The organism is Sphaerothrix gracilis Ecp01 (assembly GCF_030405905.1).
GTDB lineage: Bacteria > Cyanobacteriota > Cyanobacteriia > Phormidesmidales > Phormidesmidaceae > Sphaerothrix > Sphaerothrix gracilis.
In genome coordinates, this window is record NZ_JASATW010000011.1 from 207,839 (window position 1) to 216,472 (window position 8,634).

General features: G+C 51.0%; 10 protein-coding genes. 7 read left to right on the forward strand and 3 right to left on the reverse strand.

What is annotated here, in order from left to right; genetic code table 11:
* Positions 1 to 4 precede the first annotated feature (4 nt).
* Together QJQ48_RS14555 and QJQ48_RS14560 are read left to right on the forward strand one after the other, a co-directional pair.
* Positions 5 to 424 (forward strand): YidH family protein, encoded by a 420-nt coding sequence (locus QJQ48_RS14555; protein WP_346291959.1) that lies wholly within the window; start codon positions 5 to 7, stop codon positions 422 to 424.
* Positions 425 to 430: 6 nt separating this feature from the next.
* Positions 431 to 898, forward strand: a complete 468-nt coding sequence (locus tag QJQ48_RS14560) for an OsmC family protein (protein ID WP_346291960.1) — start codon at positions 431 to 433, stop codon at positions 896 to 898.
* Positions 899 to 913: 15 nt separating this feature from the next.
* On the opposite strand, the gene QJQ48_RS14565 is transcribed toward QJQ48_RS14560, so the two are convergent.
* Positions 914 to 1,489 carry a hypothetical protein gene (locus QJQ48_RS14565; protein ID WP_346291961.1) on the reverse strand — a complete coding sequence of 192 codons (576 nt, stop codon included), beginning with the start codon at positions 1,487 to 1,489 and terminating at the stop codon, positions 914 to 916.
* Positions 1,490 to 1,585: 96 nt separating this feature from the next.
* Positions 1,586 to 4,348: a UPF0182 family membrane protein gene (locus QJQ48_RS14570; RefSeq protein ID WP_346291991.1), complete on the reverse strand. Its 2,763-nt coding sequence runs from the start codon at positions 4,346 to 4,348 to the stop codon at positions 1,586 to 1,588.
* A gap of 310 nt (positions 4,349 to 4,658) precedes the next feature.
* On the opposite strand from QJQ48_RS14570, the gene QJQ48_RS14575 reads away from it, so the two are divergent.
* Positions 4,659 to 4,862 carry a hypothetical protein gene (locus QJQ48_RS14575; protein ID WP_346291962.1) on the forward strand — a complete coding sequence of 68 codons (204 nt, stop codon included), beginning with the start codon at positions 4,659 to 4,661 and terminating at the stop codon, positions 4,860 to 4,862.
* An 11-nt stretch (positions 4,863 to 4,873) separates the two neighbouring features.
* Here QJQ48_RS14575 and QJQ48_RS14580 read toward each other — a convergent pair whose 3' ends face one another.
* Positions 4,874 to 4,996: a hypothetical protein gene (locus tag QJQ48_RS14580; protein WP_346291963.1), complete on the reverse strand. Its 123-nt coding sequence runs from the start codon at positions 4,994 to 4,996 to the stop codon at positions 4,874 to 4,876.
* Between the two features lie 46 nt (positions 4,997 to 5,042).
* On the opposite strand from QJQ48_RS14580, the gene nfi reads away from it, so the two are divergent.
* The 4 genes from nfi to crtA all read left to right on the forward strand — a co-directional run.
* A complete protein-coding gene (gene nfi / locus QJQ48_RS14585) occupies positions 5,043 to 5,774 on the forward strand; it encodes a deoxyribonuclease V (protein WP_346291964.1) in 732 nt (243 codons plus the stop codon).
* A gap of 349 nt (positions 5,775 to 6,123) precedes the next feature.
* On the forward strand, positions 6,124 to 6,732 hold the full coding sequence (locus tag QJQ48_RS14590; protein WP_346291965.1) for a LexA family protein: 609 nt from the start codon (positions 6,124 to 6,126) through the stop codon (positions 6,730 to 6,732).
* Between the two features lie 90 nt (positions 6,733 to 6,822).
* The gene (locus QJQ48_RS14595; RefSeq protein WP_346291966.1) at positions 6,823 to 7,590 is read left to right on the forward strand and encodes a Uma2 family endonuclease; all 768 of its coding nucleotides are present in this window, start codon (positions 6,823 to 6,825) and stop codon (positions 7,588 to 7,590) included.
* A gap of 200 nt (positions 7,591 to 7,790) precedes the next feature.
* Positions 7,791 to 8,634: cyanoexosortase A (crtA, locus tag QJQ48_RS14600; RefSeq protein ID WP_346291967.1), on the forward strand; the 844-nt coding region annotated here is incomplete at its 3' end.

The following is an 8,634-nucleotide window of genomic DNA, read 5'->3' on the forward strand; positions in this document are numbered from 1 at the left end:
AGTCATGAGCCGCAAATCGCCCCAGCTTCCCCCCAAATATGGTCAGCCTTCGCGTCATAACTTGAACAACGAGTTGGCTAAGGCCCGCAATCGGGCAGCCGCAGAACGCACGCTGATGGCCTGGATCCGGACATGTTTAGCGCTGATTACGTTTGGCTTTGGCATCGATCAGCTAATTGCCACTGTTGCGCCTGCTGCCCCTGGCACTTCTTGGCGGCTGTCGCGGCTGGTGGGTCTTTGCTTTGTTTCCTTGGGGACGTTTGCTATGCTAGCAGCCATGTTAGAGCATCGGCGGGAATTGCGTCTGATTCAGCGCGATGATTATGTTTATCTCCCCCGGCGATCGCTGAGTCTTTTAATTTCGGCTGCTTTGATGGTAGTGGGTACGTTTGCTTTTTTCGTGATTTTGCTCAAGCTAATGTAGAACATCATGTCTGACCATATCGCGACTGTGCAGTGGCAGCGCTACCAGGTGCAATCGACTGATAACCAGTACAGCCGGGAACATATCTGGCAGTTTGACGGGGGCTTAGAAGTGCCTGTATCAGCGTCGCCTCATGTAGTGCCAGCGCCTTATTCCAACGCGGCCTGCGTGGATCCAGAAGAAGCGTTTGTGGCTTCGCTGGCAAGCTGTCATATGCTGTGGTTTTTGGCGATCGCCGCTAAGCAAAAATTTATCGTGGAGCAATACTGCGATCGCGCTGTTGGCACGCTGGCAAAAAACGAAAACGGCAACCTGGCTATCACTCAGGTGCACTTGCGACCACAGATCACTTTTGCTCAAGGCAACTTGCCCACGCCTGAGCAAATCTTGCAAATGCACGAAGCTGCCCATCACAGCTGCTTTCTCGCTAACTCAGTCAAGACAGAGATCGTGATTGAAGCAGACTTTCCCTAGCCGTTCGTTTAGTCATCAAGTCGCAATCAGTCTTTTAACGATTTGGTAGGTAATAATACCAAGCGTCAAACCAGCAACCAAAGCTGTAATCACGCAACCGTACACATGAATTTCAAATCCTAAACGCAAGCCCATAAATATCCAAGCTGCGAACACGCTTGAATACATGAGGCAGGCTGCTAATTTGGCATTAAAGATATTGGCGATACGATTAGTTGATGTTTGCTTATTGCAGTGTTCTTCTCTGCACACATAAAATTGTCCTTTAACCTTGAGCAGTGCCTCAATCTCTTCTCCTCTTTTGATGAGGTTATTACAACGTAAAGTACCCCGTATCTCGTAGATGAAGAGCGCTAAAGTAAACGTAGCGGCAAAAAGACTAATAAATGCAATTAACTCTGGTGAGGATCGATTTATATCACTGATTAAGTTTTCTTCTCCAAGTAGAAATATTCCTAAGAGCGAAGACAAAGGTAGTAATCCTAACAGCTTTGTTCGAAAATCATCAATTGCGTGATAGCTTTTACAAATTTCTTCATAGGTATGTAGCAAGGCAGTTTGGTCAGCTGCAATGTCATGGGAGCTTTCCATAATTTTCCCCCTGCAGGTTTAGCGAGTGCAAAGATAATAATTTATACACTCGCCCCGCATATTGTTCCGCAACTCCATATTCTTTTTTGATCAAAACTAGGGGGCTGCTTGCTGATTGAGCTGCTGCAAGAGGGTTTCTAGTTCCTGTTGGGCTTCGCCGTAGCGCTGCCAGTCGCCTGAGCGCAGAGCGGCTTGGCCCTGCTCGTAGGCTGTGATTGCAGATTGCACCAGTTGAGGGTCGAGGTTGGGGCTAACGGTGGCTTCAGCAGCCGGAGCTTCAGGGGCGATCGCTTCAGAAGTAGCCGCGCCAAATACGGTTGCCAAGGCTGTTTCCAAGTTATTTGCCATTACGGTCTGGTCGCCATAGGCTACAATCACTCGCTTCAGCTCCGGTAGCTCTCCCTGCTCGGCCCGTAGATAGACAGGTTCGACATAGAGCAGCGACTGCTGAATCGGAATGACCAGCAAATCGCCGCGAATCACCCGCGAACCTTCTTGACTCCACAGGGTAAGCTGCTGGGAAATGTCGGGATTTTGATCAATGCGGGCATCTACCTGACTAGGGCCGTAGACCAGCTCCTGCTTGGGAAACTCATAGAGCAGCAGCCTGCCGTAGTTTTCGCCGTCCGATCGCGCCGCCATCCAGGCCACCATATTGTCTTTGTTGACCGGTGTGAACGGAATGATCAAAATAAACTCTTCCTGCTCGGCGTCCGGCAGCCGCATGATGATGTAGTAAGGCTGCATCTGGCGCTGGTCGCCTTCGTAGACCTGCTGAGGAAATCGCCAGAGATCCTCACGGTTGTAAAACACCTCCGAGTTCGCCATGTGATACGCCTGATACATCTGGGCCTGGGCCTGGAAGTAGTCCAGCGGATAGCGGAAGTGGGCTTTGATGGCTGCCGGAATGCGATCGCTGCCGATAAACAGGTTAGGAAAAATCTGGCGGTAGGTGGCGAGCACCGGATCTTGCTCGTCAACCACGAAAAACTGCGGCGTCCCGTCGTGGGCGTCAATCACCACTTTTACCGCGTCCCGCATGTAGTTGCTGTTTTGATTAATAATCTGCCGCAGATTGTCTGACAGAACAGCGTTACCCATGACGTTGCGGGCTAGCGGGTCAGAGTAGGGATAGCGATCGCTAATGGTGTAGGCATCAATGATCCAGTGCAGCCGTCCGTCGATCAGCGTGGCATAGGGGTCGCTGTCAAACTTGAGAAAAGGCGCTATGTGGCGCACCCGGTTGAGGACTTGGCGGTAGTAGTGAATCTTTGAGTCCGGCGTGAAGTAGTTAGAAATGAGAATTTTGAAGCTGTTGAAGTCAAAGGCATAGGCCAGCCGCCGCCAGAAAGATCCCATCGGCACGCCCCCCGGTCCTTCATACTTAGTAAAAGCGTTTTCGTCTCCCAGGGGATAGTCAAACTCTGGGGTGCTCGCCCCGGTGAAGATGTAGGTATTGGTTCGTTCGCCGTAGTAGATGCTGGATTCGTCCACCGCTAAGTCTACGGTCGATTCCGGTGGAATATCCTGCACAAACAGCTCTGGTAGGCCGTTGGGCGTCACCTGGTTGACCGGACTCATCACCAGTCCGTAGCCGTGGGTATATTTCAGTCGCTGGTTGACCCAGGTTTGGGCCTGTTCGGGCACTTCAGCAAAGTCTAGTTCTCGCGCCGCGAGCATCACCTGGCGGTAGTCACCGTCGAGGGTGTAGCGATCGATATCGACGTCGTTGAATAGATAGTAGAGGCGAATTTCCTGAAGCTGCTTATAGGTGCTCAGCAGCGGGCGATAGTCCCACAGGCGAATGTTGTCGAGGGTGGACTGGTTGTTGGCGATATCGGCCTGGCTTAGCTCTGATTCTGCCGGAAAGTCTTCGGCCTGTACCCGGTCGAGGTCGTAGGCGGCGCGGGTGAACTCAATATTATTCTCAATGTAGGGCCGCTCTTTCTCCAGTTCATTCGGCTCGACGATAAACTTTTGCTGAAACCAGGGATAGACACCGTTGATTAGCAGCAAGACGCCTAGGTAAAAGGCAATTCCCACCGTTGGCAGAGAAAAGCCGCTGCGCCCCAGGGAAATTAAAAACAGCACCGCGATCGCCACGGTGACAAAACTCATCAGCCAGTAGGCATGGAGCCGGGCATGGACATCGGTATAACCTGCGCCAAAAACGACGCCGCCCGCCGAATACAGTAGCTCATAGCGCTCTAGCCAAAAGCCAAAGGCAACTGTCAGGGCTGCGATCGCCAGCAAAATGCACAGGTGCGTTTTTGCCTCGCCCGTCAGAAAATACTTCCAGCCGCGCTCAGGCCGAATTTCCCCCTTAGCCGCATAGACCGCCACCGCCAGCAAAATGCACCATACCAGCAGGCCCAGCAGTCCTCGCTGCAGCGCCTCATAAAAGGGCAGGTGAAAAAAGTAAAAGCTAATGTCCTGACTGAAAATTGGATCGCTGAGGTTAAAGGCGGTGGGATTCAAATGCTTGAGAATCGTCTCCCAGGCCGAAACGCTGCGTCCGGCGGCTGATAGCGTCAGTAGAAAAATGACGCCATAGGCTACATAGCGCGGTAATACCTGGGCGTAGGGCTGCAGGTTAAAGTTGGCGTGAACCGAAAAGGGGCGATCGCGGGTTAGCCGCATTGCCAACCAGTAGTTGATACTCAGCAACAGACCGTAGGCGACAAAGGTGGCAAGCCAGATGCCCACCTGCCAGGTAATGCGAGTCCAAAACACATCGGCAAACCCAGTCGCCTCAAACCACCAGGACTCTGTCAACAGGTGAACCAGCGTCCGCGATAGCAGCAGCAGTGCTAAGAACACGACTAGCAGGAAAATCAGTATTCGGGTACGCGGTTGAATAGTTTTCACAAATTGCCTTCGACTTTAACCAATAACCAGGAATCTCTCTTCTAGCTTAATCATCTGCTTCCTCTGTTCTCAACCGGGCTTTGTTTTTAAAGCGCTTAAACCAGCTACGAATTTTTAGCTGAATCTGATTTGCTTGCTCCCAGCCATAGTCGGCATTGATGAGCTGCATTGCTTGTTGGCGGGCGATCGCCTGCTGCGGCTAGCCCGCTTGTCATGTCTCATCAGGGCTTCTGGCCGCCGCTGATCGGTGGGCCGAAACGTAATCAGCTCAGTTTATCCCCGGCAGCCGTACCTGGAATTCTTGATACGCCTCAAAGCTGAGAATCTTGAGCCCGTTACGAATTTACCGATCCTGCTCAAAGTCGCGGATCATCTGGCACCAAAAAGTTACCTGCTCCAGCCGCCGATCGCGCCGATTTTAAAGACGCCTAGCCCAAAAGCGATCGCGCCCAGCCGCAGCCCGATCGCCGCCCCCCACAGCGGTTCTACGGTTGTGGGTATCTGAGCGATCGCGGGTCAGCTCCAGGCTGCCTTAAACTTGAGAATAGCCTGCACCGGAGAAAATTCACCTACCAGCAGGCTGACGACACTGGCCGCCAGGAAAGGCAAGAAAGCGCGAAGTGGCATTGTTAGCGTCATGCATACCCCCTGATAGTAGCTGAGCCAGCTTTCTTTACCGCAAATTATGAAGCTAAGTATCCCCCCCGACTGGCCAACGACACCCCAGGCCGCGATCGCCCTGCAGCAAAGGCTGCGATCGCAAATTGAAACCCGCGATCGCCTCGGCCCGGTGCAGCATGTGGCTGGGGTTGATGTCGGCTTCGAGGACAGCGGCACCGTCACCCGTGCCGCCATTGCTGTCTTGCGCTTTCCTGACCTAGAACTGGTGGAGTATCAGATTGCCCGCCAGCCTACTGCCTTTCCCTATGTGCCGGGGCTGCTGTCGTTTCGAGAAGTGCCGACTATTCTAGTTGCCCTCAGTCAGCTCCAAACTGAGCCGGATTTGCTGCTGTGCGATGGTCAGGGCATTGCCCACCCCCGCCGCTTAGGCATTGCCTCCCATCTAGGTCTGCTGGTGGACTTGCCCAGTATCGGTGTGGCTAAGTCACGGCTGACAGGCACTCACGCGGAGGTACCGCCAGAAAAGGGAAGCTGGGTGCCACTGCAGGACAAGGGCGAAACCATCGGCGCGGTTCTGCGCAGCCGCACGAATACTAAGCCGCTCTATATTTCCAGCGGCCATCGGGTGAGCCTGGAAACGGCGATCGCCTATGTGCTGCAGTGTACGCCCAAGTATCGTCTGCCGGAGACAACCCGCTGGGCCGATAAACTCGCTTCCAACCGCAGCAGCGGCCCCAAACTACCCTCGTCAATGCCCTCGTCTGACCCTGACACACAGATGAATTTGTTCGGCTAGACTTTGCAGACACTTTAAGTAGGGTCACATCGGATTTTTGGGACCAAATATCGGTTAAAGCTAGCCCCGATAGTTTGAATGTACTATTCTTGATGTACCAATACAAGTAGTACACGCGAATCATGAGGCTCAAATACTTCTCTCCCAAACAGATTTCTAGGAAGATTCATAGATCTGAAAAAGGCTTACAAATCATCATGTCAGAACGCTCGCTACGCGATCTATTAACTATTATTTCATTCCTAATAATTTCAATCTTCAATTTGCAGAATGCAAGGTCTACAAAAGCTGAGTATTCAGTTCAATACCTGCAAGAGATTTTTGTTGAAAAAGTGGAGGAGTAAAAGTAATGAAAAATTGTAAAAAAGGAAGGCCGTCGACATGGGGGAACTATGCTTTGATACGGCCTCGACTACCGATTGAGATTGTTATGGAAATAGATAAAATTCGAGAAAAATTTGAATCGTTTGAAGACGCCATTAGTTATGTTTTATTCGCTTTAAGGACTAAGCCTGAGATGCAGAGTCTAAAGCTCTATAACTTTAGGATGTCAGCTACCCCAGGAGTTACCGGAATTGGGGATGGCAGTAGTGAAGAAAGAGAAATTCCTTTGCTGTTTGTCGAGAATCCTAAGAAATCTTTTTTAGTTCAAGTTGCTGGAGATTCAATGGAAGATGCAGGTATATACGATAACGACCTTATTCTTGTAGAAAAAATTGACGCCTCTTTGGAATCGCTTTCAGATCGATCAATCGTAACAGCTTTTGTTGATGATCAAATGCTTGTCAAACGCTATAGGCTTCGACAGGGTTATCATGAATTAGTTTCCGAGAATAGTAAGAAGGCAAAAGACTATCCACCAATTTGTATTTCTCCAGATATGTCAGAGCATCATTCCATTTTTATTTTTGGTGTTTACCGGCGTACGATACCTAAAACAATGCTAGATTTTGCATAGCTATTAGCCCTCATCAAAACCATAACTGTCTATTGTAATTAGATAGCTACTCTACAATAAAGTTAGTTTTTAGAGGCAACCTTTCTAGCTATGGTCACTGCAAAGGATCTCGAACTGGCTGAAATGCCTCAGTCAGTCGATGTTATAGTACCGCCGGGCGATCTCTATAGCGACGAGCCGACTTTGGAAACAGATTTGCATTTGCGACAGATGCTGGCGCTGATTACCAGTCTGGAATGGCTGTGGCAGGATCGTCAGGACTTTTATGCCTCTGGCAATCTGACGATTTATTTCAGCCCCAAGCAGATCAAGTCTCAGGATTTTAGGGGGCCGGATTTCTTTGTGGTGCTCGATACCGAACGGCGACTGCGTAAAAGCTGGGTGGTGTGGGAGGAAGACGGCAAGTATCCCAATCTGATTGTGGAAGTGCTCTCTAACAGTACTGCTAAGGCCGACCGAGGGATTAAAAAGCAGATTTATCAAGACATCTTCCGCACGCCGGAGTACTTTTGGATTGATCCCGATTCGCTAGAGTTTGCCGGATTTGTGCTGATGGCCGGTGAATATCAGCCGATGGAGCCGAATGAAGCCGGATATTTCTGGAGCCGTCAGCTTCATCTCTATTTAGGCATTCACGAAAACCAGCTCAGATTTTTTACCCCAGAAGGCGATTTGGTGCTCACCCCGGCTGAAGCCGCCAAAGCCTCTCAGCAAGAAGCGCAGCAGGCACAGGAGCAAGCGCAGGAGGCGCAGCAGCAGGCGCAGCAAGCGCAGGAACAGGCGCAGGAGGCGCAGCAGCAGGCCCAGCGGCTAGCCGAACGGTTAAGATCGGCTGGTATTGATCCAGACACTATTTGAATTGAAAGTAAGTCAGTTGGAGCGATCGCGATGCTGAACCTTTTTCTGCAGCAGATTCAGCTCGCTGACCTGGGTTCAGCACTGAGGTAGCTAGAGGCAAAACCACAACTTTCACAAATCAGCCGGAACTAAGTTGCGATCGCGGCTTTCATTAAGAATTAATAGCAACCCCATAGGAGATATAGACCTAAGTAGGCATCATGGCGCAAACAGCTCCTCGTTCTATCAGGATTCCTCAGTTTGGGCTTTTGGCCCTAGCGGCGCTGCTGACAGCCATCTACTTTGCCGTAATCTCTCATGCCGGAGACACTGCGCACCTTGGCATGAGCGGCTTATTTTATCTAGCAGCCGCCTCGCTGGTCTGGGACAAGCGTCAGAGCCTACCCAATCAAACTTCCCTGCAGGGTATTGTCTTAGGCAGCCTTTTGCTAATCTTGACGCTAGCGCTCAGTGCCTACTTACTTCAGCTTGATTTTGCTATTGTCAAAGTTGCCAAAAGTAAGACTACCTTGACCGGGCTGCGGCTCCTACCCTTTTTATCAGGGCTGGCGCTGGCGGCGCTGGCTGCCGGTGTTCGAGGCTTTCGCCTGTTTTGGCGAGAGCTGGTTATTTTATTCTTTTTAGGCGCTCCTAGCGTCGTGGCCGCTTTTGTAACCGACATCTCTCCGGCAACGGCCCGTTTTTCCACCTTCCTTTTGTGGTACAGCGGTTTTGACGTGATGCGGCAGGGCTTAGTCATTGCCCTACCGGGAGGGGGAGTTGAGGTGTACTATGGCTGCTCTGGGATGGAGTCCATCACTTACCTGCTAGGACTGTCCGCTGTTTGCCTAGTGATGTTTCCTATCTCAGGAATTAAGCGCTGGCTAACACCCTTTATTGCGATCGCTATTGGCTTTTTTATCAACGCTATTCGGGTGGCGCTGATGGCCGTCTTAGCTGCCTCCGAGAACAAAGCCGCTTTTGACTATTGGCATGAAGGCGATGGTTCGCTGCTGTTTGGACTTGTGGCGGTCTTGTTTTTTGGCGGGCTTTATATGCTGATTT

Coding starts and splice junctions, on each gene's coding strand:
- QJQ48_RS14590 (WP_346291965.1), top strand. CDS start 6,124: ATGAAAAATTGTAAAAAAGGAAGGCCGTCGACATGGGGGAACTATGCT.
- QJQ48_RS14560 (WP_346291960.1), top strand. CDS start 431: ATGTCTGACCATATCGCGACTGTGCAGTGGCAGCGCTACCAGGTGCAA.
- QJQ48_RS14580 (WP_346291963.1), bottom strand. CDS start 4,996: ATGACGCTAACAATGCCACTTCGCGCTTTCTTGCCTTTCCTGGCGGCC.
- QJQ48_RS14595 (WP_346291966.1), top strand. CDS start 6,823: ATGGTCACTGCAAAGGATCTCGAACTGGCTGAAATGCCTCAGTCAGTC.
- QJQ48_RS14565 (WP_346291961.1), bottom strand. CDS start 1,489: ATGGAAAGCTCCCATGACATTGCAGCTGACCAAACTGCCTTGCTACAT.
- nfi (WP_346291964.1), top strand. CDS start 5,043: ATGAAGCTAAGTATCCCCCCCGACTGGCCAACGACACCCCAGGCCGCG.
- QJQ48_RS14555 (WP_346291959.1), top strand. CDS start 5: ATGAGCCGCAAATCGCCCCAGCTTCCCCCCAAATATGGTCAGCCTTCG.